The organism is Lysobacter antibioticus (genome assembly GCF_001442535.1).
GTDB classification, from domain to species: domain Bacteria; phylum Pseudomonadota; class Gammaproteobacteria; order Xanthomonadales; family Xanthomonadaceae; genus Lysobacter; species Lysobacter antibioticus.
Genome location: NZ_CP013141.1, coordinates 4,706,169 through 4,729,363, shown reverse-complemented (window position 1 = coordinate 4,729,363; position 23,195 = coordinate 4,706,169). Strand labels below are relative to the sequence as shown.

Annotated in this window: 18 protein-coding genes and 1 riboswitch; of the genes, 6 read left to right on the top strand and 12 right to left on the bottom strand. The window is 66.6% G+C overall.

Annotated features, from left to right (window positions below; translation table 11 throughout):
• Positions 1-44: 44 nt before the first annotated feature.
• The 4 genes from GLA29479_RS19270 to hslO form a co-directional block, all read right to left on the bottom strand.
• Positions 45-2,945, bottom strand: coding sequence for a TonB-dependent receptor domain-containing protein (locus GLA29479_RS19270; RefSeq protein WP_057917191.1), 2,901 nt, complete (start codon positions 2,943-2,945; stop codon positions 45-47).
• A 236-nt stretch (positions 2,946-3,181) separates the two neighbouring features.
• Positions 3,182-6,133, bottom strand: a complete 2,952-nt coding sequence (locus tag GLA29479_RS19265) for a TonB-dependent receptor (protein ID WP_057917192.1) — start codon at positions 6,131-6,133, stop codon at positions 3,182-3,184.
• 496 nt (positions 6,134-6,629) lie between these two features.
• Entirely contained in the window at positions 6,630-7,493 is an 864-nt protein-coding gene (locus GLA29479_RS19260) for an XOO1806 family protein (RefSeq protein WP_057972533.1), read from the bottom strand.
• Positions 7,494-7,628: 135 nt separating this feature from the next.
• Positions 7,629-8,546, bottom strand: a complete 918-nt coding sequence (gene hslO, locus GLA29479_RS19255) for an Hsp33 family molecular chaperone HslO (RefSeq protein ID WP_057972532.1) — start codon at positions 8,544-8,546, stop codon at positions 7,629-7,631.
• Positions 8,547-8,753: 207 nt separating this feature from the next.
• Here hslO and mtgA point away from each other — a divergent pair, with 207 nt between their 5' ends.
• The 4 genes from mtgA to GLA29479_RS19235 all read left to right on the top strand — a co-directional run bounded on the left by mtgA (position 8,754) and on the right by GLA29479_RS19235 (position 11,819).
• A complete protein-coding gene (gene mtgA, locus GLA29479_RS19250; RefSeq protein WP_057919954.1) occupies positions 8,754-9,503 on the top strand; it encodes a monofunctional biosynthetic peptidoglycan transglycosylase in 750 nt (249 codons plus the stop codon).
• A 117-nt stretch (positions 9,504-9,620) separates the two neighbouring features.
• Positions 9,621-10,655, top strand: a complete 1,035-nt coding sequence (locus tag GLA29479_RS19245) for a glycosyltransferase family 2 protein (protein WP_057917195.1) — start codon at positions 9,621-9,623, stop codon at positions 10,653-10,655.
• The gene (locus GLA29479_RS19240) at positions 10,615-11,043 is read left to right on the top strand and encodes a CBS domain-containing protein (protein ID WP_057919955.1); all 429 of its coding nucleotides are present in this window, start codon (positions 10,615-10,617) and stop codon (positions 11,041-11,043) included. Before GLA29479_RS19245 ends, GLA29479_RS19240 begins: the two co-directional genes overlap by 41 nt.
• A gap of 158 nt (positions 11,044-11,201) precedes the next feature.
• The gene (locus GLA29479_RS19235; RefSeq protein WP_057972531.1) at positions 11,202-11,819 is read left to right on the top strand and encodes a hypothetical protein; all 618 of its coding nucleotides are present in this window, start codon (positions 11,202-11,204) and stop codon (positions 11,817-11,819) included.
• A gap of 559 nt (positions 11,820-12,378) precedes the next feature.
• Here the strand turns inward: GLA29479_RS19235 and GLA29479_RS19230 are convergent.
• From GLA29479_RS19230 to GLA29479_RS19195, 8 genes are all read right to left on the bottom strand, one after another.
• Positions 12,379-14,346, bottom strand: coding sequence for an AsmA family protein (locus GLA29479_RS19230; RefSeq protein ID WP_057972530.1), 1,968 nt, complete (start codon positions 14,344-14,346; stop codon positions 12,379-12,381).
• 142 nt (positions 14,347-14,488) lie between these two features.
• Positions 14,489-15,154 carry a PAQR family membrane homeostasis protein TrhA gene (gene trhA / locus GLA29479_RS19225; protein WP_051885392.1) on the bottom strand — a complete coding sequence of 222 codons (666 nt, stop codon included), beginning with the start codon at positions 15,152-15,154 and terminating at the stop codon, positions 14,489-14,491.
• A gap of 224 nt (positions 15,155-15,378) precedes the next feature.
• Positions 15,379-15,618 carry a hypothetical protein gene (locus GLA29479_RS19220; protein WP_057917198.1) on the bottom strand — a complete coding sequence of 80 codons (240 nt, stop codon included), beginning with the start codon at positions 15,616-15,618 and terminating at the stop codon, positions 15,379-15,381.
• A gap of 150 nt (positions 15,619-15,768) precedes the next feature.
• A complete protein-coding gene (locus GLA29479_RS19215; RefSeq protein WP_057972529.1) occupies positions 15,769-16,023 on the bottom strand; it encodes a hypothetical protein in 255 nt (84 codons plus the stop codon).
• A gap of 103 nt (positions 16,024-16,126) precedes the next feature.
• Entirely contained in the window at positions 16,127-16,615 is a 489-nt protein-coding gene (locus GLA29479_RS19210; RefSeq protein ID WP_057917200.1) for a hypothetical protein, read from the bottom strand.
• Positions 16,615-18,219, bottom strand: coding sequence for a peptide chain release factor 3 (locus tag GLA29479_RS19205; protein ID WP_057917201.1), 1,605 nt, complete (start codon positions 18,217-18,219; stop codon positions 16,615-16,617). Before GLA29479_RS19205 ends, GLA29479_RS19210 begins: the two co-directional genes overlap by 1 nt.
• A gap of 221 nt (positions 18,220-18,440) precedes the next feature.
• A complete protein-coding gene (locus GLA29479_RS19200) occupies positions 18,441-19,367 on the bottom strand; it encodes a peptidoglycan DD-metalloendopeptidase family protein (protein WP_082638817.1) in 927 nt (308 codons plus the stop codon).
• A 55-nt stretch (positions 19,368-19,422) separates the two neighbouring features.
• Positions 19,423-20,523 (bottom strand): NHL repeat-containing protein, encoded by a 1,101-nt coding sequence (locus tag GLA29479_RS19195; protein ID WP_144436622.1) that lies wholly within the window; start codon positions 20,521-20,523, stop codon positions 19,423-19,425.
• A 128-nt stretch (positions 20,524-20,651) separates the two neighbouring features.
• A riboswitch (SAM riboswitch) is annotated at positions 20,652-20,772 on the top strand.
• Positions 20,773-20,838: 66 nt separating this feature from the next.
• On the opposite strand from GLA29479_RS19195, the gene metX reads away from it, so the two are divergent.
• Together metX and GLA29479_RS19185 are read left to right on the top strand one after the other, a co-directional pair.
• Positions 20,839-21,906 (top strand): homoserine O-succinyltransferase MetX, encoded by a 1,068-nt coding sequence (gene metX, locus GLA29479_RS19190; protein WP_057973277.1) that lies wholly within the window; start codon positions 20,839-20,841, stop codon positions 21,904-21,906.
• Between the two features lie 26 nt (positions 21,907-21,932).
• Positions 21,933-23,144 (top strand): O-succinylhomoserine (thiol)-lyase, encoded by a 1,212-nt coding sequence (locus GLA29479_RS19185; RefSeq protein ID WP_057917204.1) that lies wholly within the window; start codon positions 21,933-21,935, stop codon positions 23,142-23,144.
• Positions 23,145-23,195 lie beyond the last annotated feature (51 nt).

Here is a 23,195-nt window from a genome sequence, read left to right as displayed (position 1 = left end):
GCGGGCCGAAGCCCGCCTCAATTCGACTCGGATGATGCTTTTTATTAGAAGCGCATCGTCAGGCCCAGGGTGTAGTAGCGACCCAGGGTGTCGTAGTACTGCGGGAACGTGTTGCCGCTGTTGAAGCCGGTGCTGCCGATGTTGCTGCCCACGACCGGCGGCTTCTTGTCGGCGACGTTGTTCACGGTGAAGTTGATGCGAGCGTTCCACGGCAGTTCATAGGCCATGGTCAGGTCGAAGTAGTCGTACGAATCGATCGAGGTGTAGTCCGGGAACCACTCGATCGGACCCGGTTCGACGTCGACCGAGCTCAGGTGACGCCAGTTGAAGCCGAGCTCGAAGTCCTTGATCGACCACACCGCGCGGAAGTTCGACTTGTAGTCGTACACGATGCCGGCGATGACGTTGCACGAGACGCCGTAGACGCCGACGCAGTCGTGCTTGCCGACCTGCGGGTCGCCCTGGTAGTCGTACGTGTCGGTCTTGGTCAGATCGAGCGCGAAGTCCAGGCGGCCCCAATCGTTGCTCAGCGGGATGCCGTAGCGAACGCCCAGGTCCCAACCGTCGGTGGTGATGCGGCCCTTGTTCGAGCGGTTGAGGAACGGACCGCGCGCTTCGCCGTTGAGCGAACCGTCGGCCACTTCGCGCGCGCCGATCATCAGCTGGCACATCGGGTGGGTGATGCTGAGGGTCGGGTTGAACTCGCGGTCGTAGCAACCGAACAGCGCATCGCCGAGCACCGGACGGGTGATCGCGTCCTTGATGTCGATCTTCCAGTAATCGAGGGTGATCGACAGCTCTTCCATCGGCTGCCACACCAGGCCCAGGGTCTGGGTGTCGGCCTTTTCCGGGCCCAGGATCGGGTTGCCGCCGACGAAGGCGTTGGCCTGACCCGCGCTCGGACCGTCGACGCCGCCCTGGCTGTCGAGGATCGCCTGCGGCACGCCGGTCGCGACGCACAGTGCGGCCACCGAGCCGGTCACGCCGCCGTTGAGAGCCAGCTGCGAAGCTTCGCAGGGATCGACCGCGGTGTTGTCCAGGCCGGTGACGACCGGCTGGAACAGCTCATTGATGTTCGGGGCGCGGGTCGCGCGCTGGAACATGCCGCGGAAGCGCAGCGTTTCGATCGGAGCCCATTCCAGGCCGTACTTGTAGCTGCCGTAGTCGGTGTCGGTCTGGCCCGACTTGAACTCGGTGTGGCGGTAGCCGGCTTCGAAGTTCAAGGCGTGCGCGCCGGTCTTGCCGCTGATCAGCGGAACGATCGTTTCGAAGTAGGCTTCACGCAACTTCAGGCTGCCCTCGACGTCGGGATTGGCGCCGCCCGAACCCTGCACTTCTTCCGGATCGCGCGAAGCCGCGTCGGCGCGGTTCAGCGCCGTCATCTTGCGGCCTTCCAGACCGAACGCCATACCGATCGGGTAATCGGCCCACGGGCTCTTGAAGTTGTCGCCCAGGTCGCCGTTGACCGAACCGGACCAGACTTCCTGTTCGACGCGCTGGGTGGCGAAGGTCAGCACTTCGAGGAACTTCTTCGCGTCCTTGCTGATCGTGCCTTCCACGCCCCACAGGTTCAGCGGGATGCAGCCGTTGGTCGGGTCGACGCAGTTGATGCCGTCGGTCGACAACAGGGCCTGCTGGGTGCGGGCCTTGGACAGGAAGCCGGCCGACACGGTCAGCTGATCGGCTTCGCCGTGCGACCAGTAGGCGTCATAGCGCCAACGGTCGTTGATCTCGCCGCGCAGACCCAGGGTGGCCTGGAAGACCTTGTTCTGGAAGTCGGTCGAGCGGGTGCCGAGCTCGGTGGTACGACGGTTCAAGGTGGTGTTGACGGTGGTCGGGCTGCCGACCACGCAGTCGCCTGCGGCCACGCCGAACTGGGTGCAGATCTGCTGACGGGCCGGTTCCGGAATCAGCGGGTTGCCGATGCCCAGATCGAAACGGCCGCCGAACAGGCCGCCCGGAGCGATCTGCGAGAACACGTTCGAACGCGTGTAGAGCAGCTGGGTGTAGGCCTCGGCGTGCTCGTTGATCTCGTAGCGGCCCAGTGCGGTGGCCTGCCAACGATCCAGCGCGGTCTGGTTGAAGTTGTAGGGGTTGTAGTTGAACGGCGTGACGATGCGGTCGAAACGGCCGGTGGCCGGATTGATCTGGCCGAGCGGACCGACGCGGGTCGGGATCGAGGTGCCCGAACCGCCGGCTTCGCCGTTGGTCGAGTCGAGGTTGAACTCGGAGAAGCCGCGCGAACCCTGCAGCAACGGGTCGTTGTCGGTCTTGCCCAGGCTCAGCACGAAGTTGCCGCGGCCGTCGTCCAGGTTCATGCCCAGGGTGACGGTGGTGTTGCGGCGGTCGCCGTCCTGCTTGCTCGACTGGCCGTAGCTGGTGTTGACCTCGACGCCTTCGAAATTGCGCTTGAGGACGAAGTTGACCACGCCCGAGACGGCGTCGGCGCCGTACACGGCCGATGCGCCGCCGGTAACCAGGTCGACGCTGTCGATCAGCGCAACCGGGATGACGTTGGTGTCGACCACGCCGAACAGGTTGAACGGAACGACGCGACGGCCGTCCATCAGCACCACGGTGCGGTTGTCGCCGAGGCCGCGCAGGTTGATCGTGGCGCCGCCGTTGGCGCCGTTGTTGGTGCCGGGGCCGATGGCCGGCACGGCGCCGGGCAGGACCTTGAGGAAGTCTTCGGCGGTGACCGGCTGGTTGCGGTCGATCTCTTCGCGATCGACGGTCATGACCGGGCTGTTGGTGGTCAGGCCGGGAATGGAAATGCGGCTACCGGTGACCTGGATGCGATCCAGGGTGGTGGCGTCTTCGGCGGGCGCAGCGGCGGGTGCCGCGGCGTCCTGGGCGGAGGCAAGGCCGGTGCCGGCCAGGCTGGTCGCGCCCACGCACAACGCGAATACGATCGCGTCGCGCAGTTTGGTGGTCTTCAGGGTCATCTCTCTCTCCAAGTCTGTCCTGAACGAACGGGTCCCAAGCAAAGGGGCTAGCCAAACGGCGCATACGTAAAGGCCTAAATTGGCAAAGCCGGCCCGATAGTAGACGCCTTGGCCGAGTAATTAAAGTGTTGTTAAGTGCTTTTTTGTCGCAAAAGCCCCTGCGACCCGGTTTTCGGGCACAAAAGAAAACGGCCTCCCGAAGGAGGCCGTTCTCGTATTGCGGCAACGCGTGGTGCTTAGAAGCGCTGCTGGTACTTCATGTACACGAAGCGACCGATGTCGAACTGGCCCTGGTAGGACACGTTCGCGCTCGGCTGGCTGTACACGGTCGGGCCGACGTGATCGAACACGTTGTTGGCGCCGAGAGCGACAGTCGCATTCCACGGGGTCGCGAAGCGGACTTCGAGGTCGTGGAAGGTGTTGGAACCGAGCTTGTTGGTCGGACGGGTCTGGGCCGGGTTGGCGGCGCGGAAGGTCGGGTTGTCGCACTCGCTCGGGAAGAGCGTGGCCGACAAGCAGGTTTCCTTCATCGAGGAGTAGTAACGAGCACCCCAGGTTGCGCTGACCGGGCCCTTCTCCCAGCTCAGGCTGGCGTTGGAACGGACACGGAACGTGCCGGTGAAGCCCGGCGACGTCGCGTAGCCGACCAGCTGCTGCGGCAGGGTCGTCGGGTTGGTGTCGGTCTTGATCTCGTCCTTCGTGGTGTAGGTCGACTGCCAGTTCAGGCTGAAGTTGCCGTACTGCGTGGGCAGACGGTAGTTCAGCTCGAGGTCGTAGCCTTCCGCCTCACGATAACCGGCGTTGATGCTGGTGAAGTTCAGGCTGTTGACATAGCCCAGGACCGGATCGCGGGTGAAGCCGGCGCAACGCGCGGCGTCGTTCTGCAGGTAGCAGTCGTTGAGCATCTGCGTCGGCGTGTCGGCGACGATGGTGTCTTCGATCTTGATCGTCCACCAGTCGAGGCTGACGTTCAGGCCTTCGACGAAGCCCGGGCTCCAGACCAGACCCAGCGTCTTCGATTCCGAGGTTTCCGGAATCAGGTTCGGGTTCGAACCGGAGAAGAACGCCACCGGCGTCTGCGCGTTGGTGCCGGTCGCCGGGACGAAGCCCTGCTGCAGCTGACGGAAGGTCGCTGCGTTGACGATGTCGGCCGAGCAACGCGCGTTGCCGCGAGCGGCGCCGAAGGTCGTGTCGCAGGGATCGGTGAAGAACGAGAAGGTCTGCGAACCGCCACCGTACAGATCGTTGATCGTCGGAGCGCGGAAGCCTTCAGCCCAGGTGCCGCGGACCAGCAACGAGTCGATCGGCTTCCACTTGAAACCGAACTTGTTGTTGACCGTGTCGCCGAAGGTGTCGTAGTCCGAGTAACGGCTGGCGACGCTGAAGCTCAGCTCCTTGGCGCCCGGCAGATCGGCGAGCAGCGGGATCGCGAGTTCGACGAAGAACTCGTCGACCTTGTACGAACCTTCGGTCGGACCGCCGGCGAGGGTGGTCGAGTTGCCGGTCACGGCCTGCGCGTCGGGGATGAAGCGACCCTGTTCCTTGCGGTGTTCATAGCCGACCGCGAAGCCCAGGTCGCCGCCCGGCAGGGCGAACAACGAGCCGGCGAGGTTGGCGCTGTACACGCTGGTTTCGGTCTCGCCGCTGGAGTTCAAGCGCTGGAACAGGAAGTCCTGCAGCGCCTGGTTGCCGGTGAGGCCGCCGTCGCCGGTACGGCCGAACGGGATGAACGGATTCCACGGCACGCACTGGGTCAGCGGGATCGGGCTGGCGGCCGAGCCGCACTGGACGACACCGTTGGCATTGAGGAACGACGGGCCCACCGCTTGCTTGGTGCGCTCGATGTTCAGGTTGCCGTAGTTTTCCTGGGTGACCTTGTTGTTGTTGTACAGGTAGCCCACGTCCCAATCGAAGGTGCGCTCGCCGATGTCGAAGTTGCCTTCGAGGCCGGCGGCGAAACGCCAGGTGGTCGAGGTGGGCTTGTCGGTGCGCGGAATTTCCCAGGTACGGCGCCAGAAGTTGACGTCCTGCGGGGTGGCGAAGCCGTGCTTGGTGCCGACCGGGTTGTAGTAGCTGTCGCGCGACATGCGGAAGCCGCCCGGGACCGGACCGGCCGAAGCGCTCTGGAACGGATAGCCGGCGACCTGACGCTCCGCATCGCGGGACGAGTACAGGATGTCGCTGCGGAAGCGCAGCTTGTCGTTGATGTCGAACACGCCGTTGACGAACAACGAGCGGCTTTCCAGCGGCGTACGCAGGTGCGTCTGCAGGTTGGTGTTGCTCTTGTCGATCACCGAACCGTTCGGATCGGCAGCGGTGCCGCCGGTGTTGCTGTTCTGGGCGTGGTAGTTGGCGATGTTGCGGTAGTCGGCGCCGGCGTTCAGCACGCGGTTGCCGCCGAGCGCGGTCGGCAGGTTGATCACGCCCCACTGGCTGACCGTGGTCCAGCCGCGGGTCGGGTGCATGCCGCCCTGCGGATAGGCCGAGAATTCGCGGTCGCCCGAGAACACGGCTTCTTCCTTGCGGTATTCGACGGCGGCGGTCAGCGAACCGCGATCACCGGTGAAACCGAGGACGAAATCGGCACGCGTGGTTGCGCCGTCGCCCTGGCTGTACTGGCCGTAATAGGCGTTGGCGGTGGCGCCTTCGAAGTTGGTGCGGGTGATGATGTTGACCACGCCGGCGATGGCGTCGGAGCCGTAGATCGACGAGGCGCCGTCCTTCAGCACTTCGATGCGCTCGACCGCGGCGGTCGGGATCAGCGAGACGTCCTGGAGACCGCTGGTGCTGATGCCCAGGCGCTTGCCGTTGACGAGGATCAGGGTGCGCGTGGCACCGAGGTTACGCATGCTGATGAACTGGCCGCCGACGTTTTCGCCGGCCGACAGGGGCATAGCGCGGCTGATCGCCGGTGCGCCGACTGCAGAGATGTTCTGCAGGATTTCGGCAACCGACTGGAAGCCTTGCTTTTCGATATCCGCGCGGGTGATCGACAGAACCGGCTGTGCGGTTTCGAGATCGACCTGACGGATGCGCGAACCGGTGACCTCGATACGGTCGAGGGTGGTCGCTTCCTTCTGGGCGGGGGCGCTCGCTTCCTGCGCGCCGGCGGCACCTGCGAGGGCCGTCGAGCCCACAGCGAGCGCGAAGGTAATCGCGTCGCGGAGCTTGGTAGTTTTAAAAGTCATTCTCTCTCTCCGAATCGGTCTGGTGTACCCGTGTATCCCGCCGGAGGAGTCAAATCAGACGCCAAGGCCGGCAAGGTTCGCCGATCCTAACCGCGCCTTCGGAAAAATTAAAGTGTCGTTAAGCGTCTATTTGTGACGTATGCGGCGTGGGGGCTGTGAGCCAGTCTCCACCGTACTTTCGCGTACATTTTCTGGGAGCGGCCATCACGTTCGGCTAATGTGCCTATTCAGCTAGCTGACGCGGCCGAGCGAGGCCGGCATGGCTGGAGAGGAGGCGCGAGCAAGCGTCCGCGGCGCCGTCGATGGGCGAGGTCCGCTCGTCGAAATTTGTTCCAGGATGATCACTTCGCCGCGGCGAGCAGGCAGAACGGCTAGCGACGCCAGGCCGATGCGCAGTTATTGACCACTGCGGCCGGGATGGCCGAGGTCGCTCAGGAAATGGATGGAGGCAGGCGTGCCGCCTCGGATCGATAGAACCGGTCGGGTTGGGACCCGATCAGAGATCCTGCTCGTAGCGGACGTAGGGCACGGTGCCTTCGTCCTTCTCGCCGTTGCCCGGGGCGAACGGATTCTTGCCGCGCGTGACGACGTTTTCGGCGCCGACGGTCAGCTGGCCGCTCCACGGCGTACGCCAGGTCAGGCCGACGCCTAGGCCTTCCCACTGGCCCGGCCCGGGAGTGTCGACGACGCGGCCGATGATGTTGGCGCCGAAATTACCGATGCCGGCACCCACGGTGATGCTCTTGCTGCTCCAGCGATCGGCCAAGCCGGGCATTTCGCCGGCCGGGATCAGGCGCGCGCGCGCCCAGGTGCCGCCGATCGAGACCAGGGCGTCGCCGCGACCGATGTTCTTCTGGCCGTAGACGGTGAGGGTGTTCTGGTCGACGCGGCTGGTACGGCTGTTCGGGCTCAACCAGGCCGGCATGGTGTCGCGGCCGGTACCGACGGCCACGCCGACGCGGCCACCGGGGCGGCTGACGCTGGCGCCCGCGGAGACCTGACGGCTGTCGTTGCGAGCGTCGTCTTCGTCGAGGGAGGCGAGCAGGCAGTGATTGGCGAGATTGCCGACTACGCCGGCCAGGCCGGTCTTGCGATCGCAGACCAAGCCGAGGCCATCGCCGGCGTCGAGGCCGAGCGCGGCGTCGAAGGTGTTATTGCCTGCTTTCCAGCGTATGCCGGCCGCCTGGTTGCTGGCGGGCTCCAACTGCAGCAGGTACTCGAGCTTGCCGTTGTTCTGGTTCCACACCGGCAGATAGGTCGTCTCCGCATGCTTGCCCGGCAGTGCCTGCGCATGCGCGCCCGCAGCCACGCCGAAGGCGAGCGACAGGACAAGCGGCAATTGGCGCAGGTGCTTGAGCATGGATTCTTCAGGAGTGCGGACCGTCGTTATGACCGGGTGAAGCCGGCCAAGTTCCCCATTTCTTGCCGGCCGACTATAGCCGGTTTATGTTTATTTAACAATCGGGACGATGTCTCAAATCCGACCGATTCGCCCTCACTGTAGCCGGTCCGGAGCCTCTATTTCATGGGCTGCGACAGCGAACAGGGCGGCAATTTGGTTGCGGTCGAAACCATAGCGTTGGCCGCAGAACTCGCAGCGGATCTCGGCCTCGCCGTCGGCCGCGGCGGCCTCGGCTTCCTCCTGGCCGAGCGAGACCAGCATGGCCTCGACCCGCTCGCGCGAGCACGAGCAGGCGAAGCCCAGCGGCTTGCCGCCGAGCAACTGGATGCCGTCCTCATGGAACAGCCGGGTCAGCAGGGTGTCGGTCGGCAGCTCGAGCAATTCCTCGGCGCTGAGGGTGTCGAACAGGGCGCCGACCCGGACCCAGCCGTCGTCGTCGCCCTCGTCGCCGGGCAGCTTCTGCAGCATCAGGCCGGCGGCCTGCCGTTCGTCGGCGGCCAGCAACAAACGGGTCGGCAATTGCTCGGACTGGCGGAAATAGCCTTCGAAAGCGCCGGCGAGCGAGTCGGATTCGAGCCCGACCAGGCCTTGGTAACGGACCGGTTCGCGGCCGTGCAGGCCCGGGTTCTCGATGGTGATCGCGAGCATCGCGTCCGGCCCCATGCCGCGCAGGTCGCGCGGCGCCGGGCCGGCGTCCTCGTCGAGCTGGACGATGCCGCGCAGGGTGCCGGCGGCCGTGCATTCGGCGAACAGGGTGCGCAGCGCGCCGTTGCCGCGCAACTGCACCGAGAGCCGGCCGTCGACCTTGGCGTGGCCGGTGAACAAGGCCGCCGCCGCGGCCGCCTCGCCGAGCAACTCGGCCGCGGCGGCCGGGTAATCCGAGCGTTCGCGGATCTGCTGCCAGGTATCGTGCAGGTGGACGCGCACCCCGCGGACGCCGGCGCCTTCGATCAGAAAACGGGTCAGGCGGTCGCGGTCGTCGGTGTGGGCGGCGGGGCGGGCTTCGGTCATCGTCGTACTCTCGGTCGCGCGGATCGTGCGGTTATGCGAATGCGGGACGCGGCATCGCGGATAATGCGCGGGTTCCTGTGAAGGGGGGAGGTAAAGCATGCCGACGCGTTCGGAGCGAATTTCAGCGGTGCTGGCATATGGGCGCTTGCGCGGCCACCGGGCAAGAGTGGGGACGGAGGCGATGCGGTGCAAGGCTTGACCGACCGTGTGTCCGCGCCTCGCGCAGGCGAGCCGGCGGCGCCGGCACCGCGCCCGCGGCGTCTGCGGCGTTGGCTGCGCTGGCTGATCGCCCTGCCGTTCCTGTTCCTGCTGGCCTCGGTGCTGCAGGTCGCGACCCTGCGCTTCGTCGATCCGCCGTTCTCGGCCTTCATGATGATCCGCCAGCTCGAGGCCTGGGGCTCGGGCGATTTCGGGTTTCGCATCGCCCACGATTGGCGCGACCTCGAGGAGATGTCATCGAACGTGCCGGTCGCCCTGGTGGCGTCGGAAGACCAGAATTTCGCCGAGCATTTCGGCTTCGACCTCAAGGCGATCGAAAAGGCGCGCAAGAACAACGCGCGCGGCCGCAAGGTCCGCGGCGGCAGCACGATCAGCCAGCAGACCGCGAAGAACCTGTTCCTGTGGAGCGGACGCAGCTGGATCCGCAAGGGCGTCGAGGCCTGGTACACCTTGCTGATCGAATCGATGTGGTCCAAGCACCGGATCATCGAGATGTACGCCAACTTCGCCGAGTTCGGCGACGGCGTATACGGCGCTCAGGCAGCGGCCCGCACCTACTACCGCAAGGACGCACGCCAGCTCGGCGCGGCCGAAGCCGCGCGTATGGCCGCGGTGCTGCCGAACCCCAAGCGCTACAGCATCTCCCGGCCGGGCCCTTACGTGCAGCGCCGCGCCGGCGCGATCCAGCGGCAGATGCGTTCGATCGGCGGCAACGGCTATCTGAAGCAGATCGAATGAGTACGCAGTGAGCAGGGCCGAGCAGGCCGGTATTGATCGGCCCGGGCCGCTGCGTCTGCGGCACCGCCGACCGGCGGTCACATCGGCGCGGCAGGCCTCGCCGCTACTATGTCGGGCATGAATCGCGATCTAGTCACCGTCGTCCTGGCCGCCTTCGACGAAGCGCTCAGCCTGCCGTTGCTGCAGCCGCGCATCGCCGCGGCACTGGATGCGCTGGCCGCGCAGGGCGTCGAAGGGCGGGTGCTGTATATCGACGATGGCAGCCGCGACCGCACCTGGGAGATCCTGCAAGGCATCGCCGCGGCCGATCCGCGGGTCGCGCTGCTGCGGCTGTCGCGCAATTTCGGCAAGGAAGCGGCCCTGACCGCGGGCCTGGACCGGGTCGAGCAGGGCGCCGCCCTGATCCTCGACGCCGACGGCCAGGACCCGCCGGAACTGATCCCGCAGTTCGTCGCCAAGTGGCGCGAAGGCTACGACGACGTCTACGGCACGCGCCTGGAGCGCGAGGGCGAGGGTTGGTTCAAGCGCGCCACCGCGCACACCTTCTATCGCGTGATCGGAAGGCTCTCGCGCACGCCTATCCCGGCCGACACCGGCGACTTTCGCCTGTTGTCGCCGCGCGCGCTGGATGCGTTGCGGCAACTGCGCGAGCGCCACCGCTTCATGAAGGGCCTGTTCGGCTGGGTCGGCTACAACCGCATCGCCTTGCCCTATCACCGCGAAGCGCGCGTGGCCGGGGCCAGCAAGTTCAACCTGTGGCGGCTATGGAACCTGGCCCTGGAGGGCATCACCAGCTTCTCGACCGCGCCGCTGCGCCTGGCGACCTATCTGGGCCTGGCGACCGCGCTGGTGGCGTTCGCGTTCGGCGCCAAGGTCGTGCTCAAGGCGCTGTTGTTCGGCGACCAGGTCCAGGGCTGGCCGACGATGATGGCGGTGATCCTGTTCCTGGGTGGCGTGCAGCTGATCGCGCTGGGCCTGATCGGCGAGTACCTGGGCCGGCTGTACGAAGAGTCGAAACAGCGGCCGCTTTACCTCATCGACACCTGGCAGCCCGCGCCAGGAGTATCCTCGGATCAGACACGGTTTCCCCAGTTCGCGGAAGGAGACAGTCATGCGCACCGTAAGACAGTTGTTGGAGGCGAAAGCGCCTGAGATCCATGCGATCGGTCCCGACGCGCCGGTCATCGACGCGATCCGGCTGATGGCCGAAAAACGCATCGGCGCGGTGCTGGTGATGGATGGCGTGCGATTGGCCGGGATCCTGTCCGAGCGCGATTACGCCCGCAAGATCGTATTGCAGGGCCGGTCCTCGGCCGATACACCGGTGCGCGCGATCATGACCGCCGAGGTCGTGGTGGTCGGGCTGGGCGACAGCGCCGACCATTGCATGCAACTGGTGACCGACCAGCGCATCCGCCACCTGCCGGTGGTCGACGGCGGCCGCGTCATCGGCGTGGTATCGATCGGCGATCTGGTCAAGGCGGTGATCGAGGACCAGCAGGTCGAACTCGACCAGCTGCAACGCTACATCGCCAGTTAAGAGCCGCGCCAGCTGAGGGCGGGCGGCAGACGATGCCGCCGCGCCGCGATTCGCGGCCGGCAGGCAGCGCCCGCACGGCCGCGACGACGATCCATTCGCAGGAAACCCGCGCGCGATGGGATGATGTCCGTTCCGCGTCATTCCCGTGAAGGATCACCATGAGTCGATACCGTTTCGCCGCCTTGCGCCCGTCGATTGGCGGCTTCTTTGCTGCCTGCCTGCTCGCCGCGGCGATGGCCGGATGCGCCGCGTCGTCCGACGCGCCTGCCGAGGCTGCCCGGACGCCGGACAAGACGGCCGCGGCGAAGCCGCCGGCCCGGCCGCAGCGTCCGGCGCAAGCGAGCGTCGCCGACGACGGCAAGCGCATCGATGTGGCGTCGGCGGTGCTCGATTTCCCGATCGAAGCGGCCGATGTGTTCGACGGCCGCGTGCTGCGGATCGATCGGGTCGCGATTCTGGGGCAGGAAGATCGCGGCGAGCGGTTCGACCTGTTGTTGCGCATCGAGGGGCCGAGCGACCCGAAGGCCGAGGGTGGGCGCTGCCGCGACGGACGCGAGATCGTGTTGCGCGAGATCTCCTTCGACGGCAACGACAACATGATCACCGGCTCGCAGAACTTCGAGTCCTGCCTGAAGCGGATCCGCCCGGTCGCCGAACGCCGCTTTCCCGACGGGCGCGTCGAATACGATCTCAAGCAGACCTATCCTGCCGGCGATACCTGGGACGTGTACCTGAAATACGACCTGGCCCATCCGGGTGCCGGCGTGACGATGTAGATATTTAGTGGGACTTCGTCCGGTATCGCGAATCCTTCCTCTGTAGGAGCGACGTGAGTCGCGACCGCGGAACGCGCAGAGATAACAAGCCGATGCCGCTCATCGAGGCGGCGCGTCGGCGCAAGGGTAGGAGCGGCGCGAGCCGCGACCGCGCCGTTTCGGTTTCGCGACGCATTGCTCAAGCAAGATCAGGATCAGGATCAAACGCCAAGAGCTTCCGCCACTAAAGCGGCGGGTTACTTTCTTTTGTCATAAGCAACAAAAGAAAGGTAACCAAAGAAAAATGCTTCTTTTTGAATCACAAGCCCGCACGAGCGATGCATACGCAGGGCTTTTTCATACGGGACATCCCTGTCCCGATGAAAAACGGCGCGCATCCCTGCGCGCCGCCCTCCGGGTCTTCTATCGCCTTCGCGAGTGCGAGGCGACGCACAGCAACAGCAGCAGCAAGAGCAGTAGCAAGAGCAGCAGCAAGAGCAGCAGCAAGAGCAGCAGCAAGAGCACTGCCACAGCGGCATTGGATGTTTAGGTCATGGTTTAAGCATCAAACGGCAACCGCTCAATTCACCACATGCCCCGCACAGCCCGCATCCTTGCCTGGACCCAGCTCGATGGTGGCCAGCAGTGCCGCCGGCGGCGCGATGCTGCCCAGGGCCACTGCGGCCGCTCCGCGCAGGCCGAGGCGTTTGAAATCCGGGCGGGCGCTAGGGTGTTTGAAGCTGCCGGTGACGGTCAGCGGCGTGCGCAGTGCGAGCAGGCTGCGGTCCTTCGGGCGCGGACGGATCAGCAGGTCGAGTTTCTCCTCGCCCAGGTCGATCGTGCCGCTGCCGACCAAAATCGTGTCGCTGGTGTCGAAGGCCAGCGCGCGCGCGGTCATGATGCCGTCGTCGACGGTGAAGTCGCCGAAGGCGCAGCGGATCGGGATCTTGCGGTCCTGGGTCAGCTTGAACTTGAGGATCTCGGCCAGGTCGAGTCCGGCGAATTCCATCAGCAGGTTGCTGATCTGGCCTGGGCCCATGCCGACGGCGACATTGCCGTCGCTGCTGGCGAGCATGGTCGCGATCGAATTGCCGTTGCCGGTCAGGGCGATGCGCCCGCCGACCTTGCCGACCGCGTCCTGCGCCAGCTTTACCTTCGGCACCAGCTTGGCGAGGGTCAGTTTGCGCGCGGTGATGTCGGCGCGGGTGCGGATCGGGGTGCGGCGCGCGTCCATGGTGATGATCGAGCGGATGTCGCCGTCGGCGACGCCGAAGTTCAGCGGGTCGAGTTTCAGCAGGCCGTTCTCGAGCAGCAGATGCGCTTGCATGTCGTCGAGCGGCCAACCCGGCGCCTCGATGCGTGCGGCCTTGAGTTTCACCTCCGCATCCATCGCCCGCAATTTGTCGAGCCGATACGGCGTGGCGGGCAACAGCTTCGGGCTCGCGTCCAGGCGAGCATGTTCGGCGGCGAGTTCGGGGTTGGTGCTTTCGCCGCGCCCGGTCTGCGGGGGCGCTCCGACGAAACCGGCGAGGTCGTCGAGATCCAGGCGCTTGGACACCAGGTCGGCGCGCAGATAGGGGCGCGGGCCGCCGGTATCGACGCTGGCGCTGCCGGCCAGGTCGCTGTCGCCGACCTTGCCGGTGAAGCGGTCGTAATGCCAGCGCACGCCGTCGCGGCTCAGGCGGCCGTCGAGCGCATAAGGCGGTGTCGGCGGAATCGCGATGCCGATCAGCGGATACAGATCGGCGAGGTTCTTGCCGGCGAGGGCGAGTTGCAGATCGAAATCGCGCAGATGGAAGGGGTCGACGAGTTCGCCGCGGGCATGCGCGCGGGTGGCGCCGGCCGCGGCGCGCAGGTTCAGTCGATACGGGCGCTGCGCATCGCGCAGCGCCAGCGGCGATTCGGCGCGGCCTTCGAGGGTGAAGCGGTTGTTCTTCCAGCGGCCGCCGCCTTCGACCTCGACCGGCGGCGCGGCATCCTGGCGCTGCGCCGCACGGCTGGCGACGGCCAGGTCGATGTCGGTCTTGCCGGCGGCGTCGAGGAAGCGCAGGCGCCCGTCGTCGATCCAGATGCGACGGAACACCGGCAATTCGCCGCCGCTGTCGCGCCCGAATTTCCAGTTGCCGCCGTGCTTGGGATCGCTCTGCAGGTTCAGCCGCGGCTGGATCAGGCGGATGTCGGGGACGCGCACCTCGCCTTTGAGCAAGGGCCAGAATTCCACCGCGATTTCCAGGCGCTGCGCCGAGGCCATCAGCGGCTGTTTGGCCCAGTCGGCATTGGCGAAGCTCAGGCCGTCGGCGCGGATGACCGGCACGCGCCCTAGATCGACATCGAGATTGCCGGCGATCTCGAAACGCCGGCCGGTGCGGGCTTCGACCTGGCGTTCGATCGGGCCCTTGAACCAGTTCCAGTCCCACAGCAGGAGCAGCACGACGATGGCGAGCGCGAGCACGCCGAGCAGCGCGCGCCAGGGATGGCGGCGCAGGCGGGTCTGCCACGACTGCTCGGCAGGCTCGGGCGCAGACTGGGGTGTCGGAGAGTCGCTCATGACATGAAGCGCTTGGGCCGATCGTGCCGGCGATACCTACGCCATCGGCCCGCGCGGCGGGACCTGGTCGCTACGATGGCCTCACCATTGCGGCAGGGCGGTAAAGCGAAGGTGAATACGCCGTGGACGCGGCGTACGGTGTTCAGGCCGGCGAGGGGACGACCTGGGCGAACACCGAGATGTAATGGCAGACACTGCCGGCGACCACGAACAAATGCCAGATCGCATGTGAATAGCGCAACGAGGGACGGTGATAGAACACCGTGCCGAGCGTGTAGCACAGGCCGCCGGCCAGCAGCCAGCTCAGGGTCCAGACGTCGAGCGCGTTGAGCAGGGGTTTGATCGCGACCAGCACCAGCCAGCCCATCGCGATGTAGATCATCGTCGATAGCAGTTTGAAGCGGCCGGTATAGAACAGCTTGAACACGATGCCGGCGAAGGCCAGGCCCCAGATCGCCGCGAACAGGCCCCAACCCCAGGGGCCGCGCAGGCCGATCAGGGTGAACGGCGTGTAGGTGCCGGCGATCAGCAGATAGATCGCGCAATGGTCGAAGACCTTGAGCCGCCCCTTGAGCACGGGATGCTGGATCGCGTGATACAGGGTCGAGGCCAGGTACAGCAGCAGCAGGCTGATCCCGAACACGATCGCGCTGCCGAGTTGCCAGGCGTCGCCGTAGATCGCGGTCAGGGTGATCATGACGGCGCCGCCGGCCAATGCGGCGGTGGCGCCGAGACCGTGGGTCAGCGCGTTGGCGATCTCTTCGCGGATCGAGTGGTCGCCGTGAGCGGGGGCATGGGCGATAGGCATGGTCCCGGCATCCTAGCGCGGTCTGGAGCCAATGCTCGCAGTCAGGATGAAAGGACAGGGACGGTAAGGTGCTCGCGGTCCGGTTTCGCGACCCGGGTCACGGGCGCAGGAAGGCCGGAACGTCTCGGGCCTGCCGGGAAGCACGGCCCTCGCACACAGGGCATGGGCGGGTCGATCCGGCCCGGAGCGGCGAGCCCCGGGCCGGACCGGACCAGATACACGGGTCAGGCGGCCGGGACCGCGGCCATGTGGCTCATCGACGGCATGCCGACGATCAACAGGACGATGCCGACGATATAGATGATCAGCGGAATCTTGTTCTGGGCGAAGTTCATGATCGCGAATACCACGGCCACGAACGGAATCAGCAGCGAACCCAGTCCCCACCAGATGTTCTTGCGAAACGCGTTGACGACGATCCACAGACCGCCGACCAGGCACAACACGATACCCAAGTAATACATACGTCCCCCTCCAGGTTGGATGCCGGCTCGACTGCCCGACCGGCCGATGCTAGTCGATGCTGCCGCGCAGCATCGGCGAAACACGCGGCTTCGTCGCAAACACGCAGGGGAAACCGGACCGCAGGGCGCGCAGGACGGCTACAGGCTGTATCAGGGGGCGTAGACCATGTTGTCGGAGAAGTGCATCTGCGCGATGTTGATCGCAAGAAGCACGGATCCGGCGGCGTACAGCAGCAGCGGGGTCTTGCTCTTATGCCAATGGATGATGCCGAAGACGAGCAGAACGGGTGAAACGAACAACGAACCCAGTCCCCACCAGATGTTTTCCTTGAAGGCCAACACCAACAGCCATAGACCGCCGATCGCGAGCAGGGCCAGGCTGAGAATCAATAGCGCCAACATCATGTCGAACTCTCCTTGTGACCGGCGTCCTGCCGGCGCGGCCATGCTAGCGAATTTCGAGTGTGCAGGGAGCGCCCCGGGAAAGTCGCAGCGCCTGCGGGTTCGATCAATCGAGCGCGTTCAAACGGCGGACCTTGCGCAGTCGTCGCAGAATCTTATGCGGCCGGTCGAAGCGGTATTCCTCGACTTCGACCGTCAGCCCGCTGTCTTCGCCGAACGCCTCGCGCATCGCGTAGAGGCGGCCGTTGCCTTCGAAGGCGAGCCAGCGCTCGCCGTCGCGCACGACCTTGATCTGCGAGACCGAAGGGATGATCTCGTTCAAGCTCGCCAGGTCGAGTCGGCCGCGTGCGAGCAGTTCCTCGCGCCGCGCCCGCAAGGCCTGAGCCCGCGCATGGGTGGCCTGCAGCGCCGATTCGCGGTCGATGCGGTGGATCGGCTGCAGGGCGCGCAGCGGCACCATCGCCTGGGCCTTGCCGCTGCGCAGGCGATGGATGTCCATCACCACCTTGGCCATGTAGGCGTCTTTATAGTCGAGCGCGGCGACTTCGCTGCGCTTGCCCAGCAAGTACAGCCACCATCGCCGCAGCGCCGACATCAGTCCAGCGCCACCGCGTGCGCGTGCTCGCGCGTGGCAAGGAATTCGACGCCGGGCGCGCGCTCTTGGGCGAGCTGCAGGTTGACCCGGGTCGGCGCCAGATAGACCAGTTGCCCGGCCGCGTCGAGCGACAGGTTCAGCGCGTTCTTGTCGCGGAATTCCTCGAGCTTCTTGGCGTCGCTGCAACGGATCCAGCGCGCGGTCGCCACGCCGACCTGCTCGAAGCTCGCGTCCACGCCGTACTCGTCCTTGAGGCGGTAGGCGACGACGTCGAACTGCAGCACGCCGACCGCGCCGAGGATCAGGTCGTTGCTCATCAGCGGGCGGAAGAACTGGGTCGCGCCTTCTTCCGACAACTGCGCCAGGCCTTTCTGCAGCTGCTTGAGCTTGAGCGGATCGCGCAGGCGCGCGCGGCGGAACAGTTCCGGGGCGAAGTTGGGGATGCCGGTGAAGGCGAGCGCCTCGCCCTCGCTGAAGCTGTCGCCGATCGAGATGGTGCCGTGATTGTGGATGCCGATGACGTCGCCCGGGAACGCGCTTTCGGCGATCTCGCGGTCGCTGGCCATGAAGGTCAGGGCGTTGGCGAGCTTCACTTCCTTGCCGGTGCGGGCATGGAAGGCCTTCATGCCGGCGCTGAACTTGCCCGAGCAGATGCGCATGAAGGCGACGCGGTCGCGGTGCTGCGGGTCCATGTTGGCCTGGATCTTGAACACGAAGCCGCTGAGCTTGTTCTCCGCGGGCTGCACTTCGCGGGTGGTGGTCTCGCGCGGCTTCGGCGACGGGGCGTGCTCGATGAAGAAATCCAGCAGCAGCTGCACGCCGAAGTTGTTGACCGCCGAGCCGAAGAACACCGGGGTCTGTTCGCCGGCCAGGTACTTGGCCTTGTCGAACGGATGCGAGGCGCCTTCGACCAGTTCCAGCTCCTCGCGCAGCTCGGCCAGCATCGCCGCGCCGATGCGCGCTTCGAACGCGGGGTCGTCGATGGAGGCGTAGATGGTCGAGTCCTGGCGGGTGAAGTTGCGGCCCTGCTCGTACAGATGCACTTCGCCGCTGATCAGGTGGACCACGCCCTTGAGGCGCTGGCCCATGCCGATCGGCCAGGTGATCGGCGCGCACTGGATGCCGAGCACCGACTCGACCTCGTCGAGCAGATCGATGGGGTTCTTGCCTTCGCGGTCGAGCTTGTTGATGAAGCTCATGATCGGCGTGTCGCGCAGGCGGCAGACTTCCATGAGCTTGATCGTGCGTTCCTCGACGCCCTTGGCGACGTCGATGACCATCAGCGCCGAGTCGACCGCGGTCAGCACGCGGTAGGTGTCTTCGCCGAAGTCGGCGTGGCCGGGGGTGTCGAGCAGGTTGACGATGCGGCCCTCGTAGGGGAACTGCATCACCGAGGACGTGACCGAGATGCCGCGTTCCTTTTCCAGGGCCATCCAGTCCGAGGTGGCATGGCGCGCGGCCTTGCGGCCCTTGACCGAGCCGGCCATCTGGATGGCGCCGCCGAACAGCAGCAGCTTTTCGGTGAGCGTGGTCTTGCCGGCGTCGGGGTGCGAAATGATCGCGAACGTGCGGCGGCGGAGGGCTTCTTGGGAGACTTCGGACATGGGAACGGCGCGCCCGGGGCGCGTCGGGAGGCAAGAGGAAGGGCGGAAGTATACCCGGGCGGCGTGCCGGGGCCGGGCGGGGTGTCGGGCGATGGCCGGATCGCCGAGGGCGAGGCTATCGGGGTAGAGCGGCTCGCGCCGCGACCGCGGGGCTGCGGCAGGTGGTTGCGGGCGAGAGCGTGGTCGCGGCTCGCGCCGCTCCTACCCTGAACCGGCCGGCCTCAGCGCGTGCCGCCGCTCAAGCGCAGCGGGCCTTGCGGGCCGCTCATGCGGAAGGGAATCGATTCGAGCTTCATGCCGCGATTGATCTGCACGGCGAAATGCAGATGCGGGCCGGTGCTGAAGCCGGTGTTGCCGGACAGGCCGATCTGCTGGCCGGCGCGCACGCGCTGGCCGGTGCGAACCAGCACGCCGCCGTCGGCCTTGAGGTGGGCGTACAGGGCCATGCTGCCGTCGTCGTGGAGGATGCGGACGAAGTTGGCGCGGTCGCCGAACTTTTCCAGGTTGAGCCCGGCCTTGTCGAAATCGGACTCGACCTGCATCACCGAGCCGTCGCGCGCGGCCAGCACCGGCGTGCCGATGTCGGCGGCGAAATCGACGGCGTAGCGGTGTTCGGGCTCGGTGTGGCTGAAATGGCCGCCGTAGCCCTGGTCGATGCGGAACTGCTGCTGTTGCAACGGCAGCAAGTAGTCGACGTTCTGCGCGCGCGCCGCCGGGTCGCCCGGCGTGCTGCGCAGGCTGAGTTCGAAGTCGCCGCCGCGGGTCGGGTCCTGGGCGCTGAGCACCGCCACCACCGCGCTGCCGCGTGCGGCCACGGTTGCGTAGGCGGGCAACGAGGGCGAGCCGGCGATGTTGTTGCTGTGGGTGAAATCGAGGCGGACTTCGATCGGCCCGGACAGGCTGTTGTCGGCCCAGGCCAGATAACGGTCGCCGTCCTGCTGCACGCGCAGACGTGCGATCGCGCCGGGTTCGGTGCGGAACGGGATCACCTGGACTTCCGACGGCGGCGCGGCCCCCGGCGGGCGATCGCCGTAATGGCTGATGCCGCTGCGGTCGGTCCAACGGTAGAGCTTGGCCGCCTGCACTGCCGGTACGGCGAGCAGGCTGGCGCAAAGGAGAGTGGCGAGCAGAGCGGAAAGGCGCGGCATGGTCGGGTTCGAAGGACGGCGTCGGTGCAGCGTGGAACGGTCGGTATCTAAGGTGTCAGTTCAGGCAGCCGGACTGCAGTTGCAGGGAGCGGGCGATGTCGCCGAGGTCGAACGCGGTCACCGATCGGTCGTCGTGCACCGCGTACAGGGCACCGGTCGGGAACGCCGTGGTGCCGGCGGCGTGCAGGGCGATGCCGTCGGTGTGGGCGGTGACCTCGCCGCTGAAGCTGCCTTGCGGCACCAGGGTGACGCGGTCGAACACATGGAAGATCGTACGCGGCATTAGCTGGTCCACGGCGATCCAGTAGCCGGCGCCGTTCGGGCAGCTCCACAAGGCCACGCCCTCGGCCTGGGCGTCGAAGCTGCGGTCGGGCAGGCGGCGGCCGGTGTAGCGGCCGGCCAGGGTGTATTCGCGCAGGGTCGAGAGATGGCGGTCGTCTTCGTCGGCGATCAGCAGGCGGTCGTTGGCCGGGTCGCCGGCGATCGACTCGACCACGCGCAGGGCGGCGTCCTCGGTGGTGTCGCCGAACGAACCGACGTACTCGCTGCGCATCGCATCGCCGTCGTCGAAGTGGATCTTGTAGCGGCGCACGCGCTGGTCGAGCTCGGTCAGCGCCGGCACCTGATCGTATTTATCGCCATACATGAAGCTGTCGGTGATGTAGGCCTCGAGCTCGCCCGGGGCGAGCTCGTTGATCCACACGCCGTAGGGGCTGCGCAACTCGACGTCGCCGAAGCTGCCGACCGGGGCGAAGTCGGGCAGGCGCAACACCTGCACGCGGTGGTTGTCGCGCTCGACCACGAACAGGTGATCGCCGAACACGGTCAGCCCGTTCGGGCGCTTGAACTGGCCGGGTGCCTGGCCTTTCGCGCCGACCGTGCGCAGGCGCTGGCCGCTGTCGGCATCGTAAACCGCCAGACGGTGGGTCGACTTGGCGCTGGCGATCAGCCAGGTGGCGCCGTTCTCGGTCGGCCAGGTCGCCAGCGAATCGAGTTCGTCCTCCGGGCTTTCGGCCGAAACGAAGCGTTCGGGGACGATCCGCACCCCGGTCGGCCCGGCGCTGGTGATGCGGGTTTCCGATTCCAGGACGGGACGGGTGGCGCAGGCCGACAGCAGGACGGTGGCCAGGACGGCGGCAACGAGGCGGCTATTCATCATTCCAAGTGTATGCGCGGGCGGTGGCAACGGGGTGGCGACCGTGAAGGTCGAGTGAGGCTACATGATAAATCGCTATATGCGGATGAAGCGATTGACACGCCTTCCGCCGGTCGGCAGACTGAGGCCATCCATCGAGACCGGCTGAGGGACAGGCCCTTAGAAGCCGGGGCAACCCAACGCAGCGCAAGCTGCGTGAAGGTGCCAATTCCTGCGGCCCGCCTCATGGCGTTGGTCGGAAGATGGTTGCGAAGTGCGCTTCCGGCGCACTTGCGACTTGCAAGCTCGGTGGCCCGTTCACTTCGGATGACCGCCATGAGCTTCGCCAACAGCCCCGCCGCCACGTTCGAACGCAGCGACAGCTTCGTTTCCTATGCCTCGCCCGCGATCGTTTCCCCTGACGTGTTCGAGCGCACGGGCCGTGCCGCCGCCACCCGCGGCGAGATCGCCGTCGAACTGGAACTGCGCCATTCCGGCCGCCGCAACCTGATCCTGCGCTACGAAACTCAGGGCGATCGCAGCCTGCCGGCCTTGTTCGTGGCCGGCGGCATCTCCGCCCACCGCCACCTCGCGCCGAGCCGCGAATTCGGCGAACAGGGCTGGTGGCAGAGCCAGGTCGGCCATGGCCGTTCGCTGGATCCGTCCCAGCATTACTTGATCTCGTTCGACTGGATCGGCGCCGACGGCACGCTCGACGTGGCGCTGGATCCGGCCGACCAGGCCGACGCCATCGCCGCGCTGCTCGACGCGCTGCGTATCGAGCGCCTGCAGGCTTTCATCGGCTATTCCTACGGCGCCATGGTCGGCCTGCAGTTCGCTTCGCGGCATGCCTCGCGCCTGGGCGAACTGGTCTCGATCAGCGGCACCCATCGTGCCCATCCCTATGCCGCCGCCTGGCGTGCGCTGCAACGTCGCGCGGTCGCGCTCGGCGCGCTGCAGTGCGACGAGAGCCAGGGCCTGGCGCTGGCGCGCGAACTGGCGGTGCTGAGCTATCGCACCCCGGAAGAATTCGCCGAGCGTTTCGGCAACGCCGAAGTGCGCGACGGCCGCGTCCGCGTCGCCGCCGAGGACTATCTCGACCATTGCGGCAACAAGTACGTCGCGCGCACCCCGACCACCGCTTTCCTGCGTCTGTCCGAATCGATCGACCTGCAGCAGATCGACCCCTCGACGATCCGCGTGCCGGTCACCGTGGTCGCGGTCAGCGAGGATCGCCTGATCCCGCTCAGCGAGTCCTACGACCTGATCGAACGCCTGCGCGGCGAAACCCGCCTGCGCGTACTGCGCTCCATCTACGGGCACGACGCGTGCCTGAAAGAAGAATCCGACATCAACACCATCCTGCGCGAAGCGCTGGCCGACTGTACGCAGGTGGCCGCATGAGCACTCAGAACAACGGAGCGGCACCAGTGACCACGACCCCCAGCACGACCAGCACCCGCAGCACCTGCACCGCCGCCGTGCGCGCCGGCATCGACCGCGACACCGCCTATGGCGCGGTGACGCCGCCGATCGTGCTGTCGTCGAACTTCAGCTTCGCCGGCTTCAACGACAAGCGCCAGTACGACTACACCCGCAGCGGCAACCCCACCCGCGACCTGCTCGGCGAAGCGCTGGCCGAACTCGAAGGCGGCGCCGGCGGCGTCATCACCTCGACCGGCATGTCGGCGATCACCCTGGTGCTGCACGCCTTCCTCAAGCCCGGCGACCGCATCGTCGTGCCGCACGACGGCTACGGCGGCAGTTGGCGTCTGTTCAATGCGCTGGCGGCCAAGGGCGCGTTCGAGCTGATCACCGCCGACCTGACCGACCCGCGTTCGCTGACCGAAGCGCTGGCGACCAAGCCGGCCGTGGTCTGGATCGAAACTCCGTCGAACCCGCTGCTGCGCATCACCGACCTGCGCTTCGTCATCGAGGCTGCGCACGCCCAGGGTGCGCTGACCGTGGTCGACAACACCTTCCTGTCGCCGGCGCTGCAGCGTCCGATCGCCTTCGGCGCGGACCTGGTGGTGCATTCGACCACCAAGTACATCAACGGCCACAGCGACGTGGTCGGCGGCGCGGTGGTCGCCAAGAGCGCCGAGCATCACCAGCAGCTGACCTGGTGGGCCAATGCGCTCGGCCTGACCGGCTCGCCGTTCGACGCCTTCCTGACCCTGCGCGGCCTGCGCACCCTCGATGCGCGTCTGCGCGTGCACCAGGAAAACACCCAGGCCATCGCGACCTTGCTCGACAACCATCCGGCCGTGCGCGTGGTGCATTACCCGGGCCTGGAATCGCATCCGGGCCATGCGCTCGCCGCGCGCCAGCAGAAGGGTTTCGGCGCGATGCTCAGCGTCGAGATCGAGGGCGGCGAAGATGCCGTGCGCGCCTTCGTCGAAGGGCTGACCTGTTTCACCCTGGCCGAATCGCTGGGCGGCGTCGAAAGCCTGATCGCGCATCCGGCGACCATGACCCATGCCGCGATGTCGCTGGAAGCGCGCACCGCCGCCGGTATCAGCGACGGCCTGCTGCGCCTGTCGATCGGCATCGAGCATGTCGACGACCTGGTCGCCGACCTCGAAGCCGCGCTCGAACGTGCCGCCGCTGCGGTGGCCACGGCGGCGCGCGTCAAACGATGAGCGTCGCGGCCAGCGCCCTGCACGGGCAGGTTTCGCAGGCGCGGCCGCGCT